The sequence below is a fragment of the Endozoicomonas sp. SESOKO3 genome (genome assembly GCF_024606255.1).
This window is the reverse complement of record NZ_JAHHPR010000778.1, coordinates 1-1,382: the sequence shown is the minus strand read 5'-3', so window position 1 is coordinate 1,382 and position 1,382 is coordinate 1. Positions and strand designations below refer to the sequence as shown.

General features: G+C 38.4%; 1 protein-coding gene. It reads right to left on the bottom strand.

Features of this window, described 5'->3' with window-relative positions:
- The coding region (locus KDK18_RS13680) for a hypothetical protein (protein ID WP_257255489.1) at positions 1-1,382 on the bottom strand (1,382 nt) is incomplete at both ends.

Here is a 1,382-nt window from a genome sequence, read left to right as displayed (position 1 = left end):
TAGTGACTCCTGAACCAATCGACGAAATCACTCAAGTATTTTATGCGTTCTTTCATAAGTTTTCTCTTCCTTTGTACTTTGCTAAGTTCTTTTCCTTCTTGTCCCTTTGCTGCCTCGTCATGTTGGGCTCTGTTAGACGGCTGATTGATATCGCTACCAATAGTTTGTTCATACCTTGCCAAGGTAGTCTGTGATTGTTCCAGCAGGCCGACAAATCCTGTACCGAGGGTTACCATTATGACTTGGTATTCATTTGCATCAGGAAATGTTTTTTGTAATTGTTGTTCTATGTAATTTGACAGGGCTATAAGTAATTCTTGAAATATGTGAGGGTCTTCATTTCCCACGTTGTGTATTGCGTCATTTATTACCTCTTCGAATATTGCAAATAATTTCTGTTCTTTGCCTTTTTTGTTTGTAGAGTTAGTAACGGTATCATCCCAGTTTGATTTTCTAAAATAACTCGAGAAATTGCGAAGGTGTCCACCTGCTGATTCTATAAGGAAAGGATCAAGAAACATGTATATAGAATTAATGAGATTCTCGAACTGATTGATTGAAGCAACTAATTCAGGGTTTTTTTCACCATATTCTTTTATTAGCACTAACATTCGCTCATCTGATTTAATATTCCGCTGATGATACGGTATTGAGTTCACATCAAAGGCACAGTTGAGAAGAGCGGAAGCGGCTTTTATAATTGGATCGATTAATGTCTCGGACTTTTCAGCCTTTAAGGTATTATCCAATTGTTGTATATGCCTGATGTTAATTTCTTTCAAATATTTTATAGTAGAGATGACGGAAACAGATTCTTTAACATTTGCTTTTAAAACTTCGTGATCTTTTATGGGCTCTTTATTGCCTAGAAGCTCACCTTTGTTGTTATGAAGTATCCCGATACAAGACAAGAAGATAGCTTTAAGCAGGAATGAGTTAAAAAAGAAATGAGCTGCTTCAGGGGTGGCTCCATTTGAATGAATGGCTGCATAGTAACTTGCCATGAATATCACGAGGTTTATTTTTTGGTCTGGAAAGTAGGTATCGATAGGTGATTCTATACCCTGGACAGAATATAGAATTGCCATCAAATCATTCTCGTCTTCATTAACTGTGAGGTGGAGCGTCTTTATCAATTGCTGAATCATGTTTGCAATGGTCAGGCTCTCTTTGGGAAGGATTTCCGGAACATGGCTCAATATAGTCCTTAAAGTGTCTGCATCAAGGCCTGTATCCACCACTTGGAGAATGTCATAAATACAGTCATGGTCCAATAGCGGGAGCGGAATTTCAATTAAAGGCCGCGGCTGCTGTGCTGCTGCTCCTGCCGATTCTTCTGAATGCTCATCCACTTTTTTGCCTAACTCATTTTCGTGATTCAT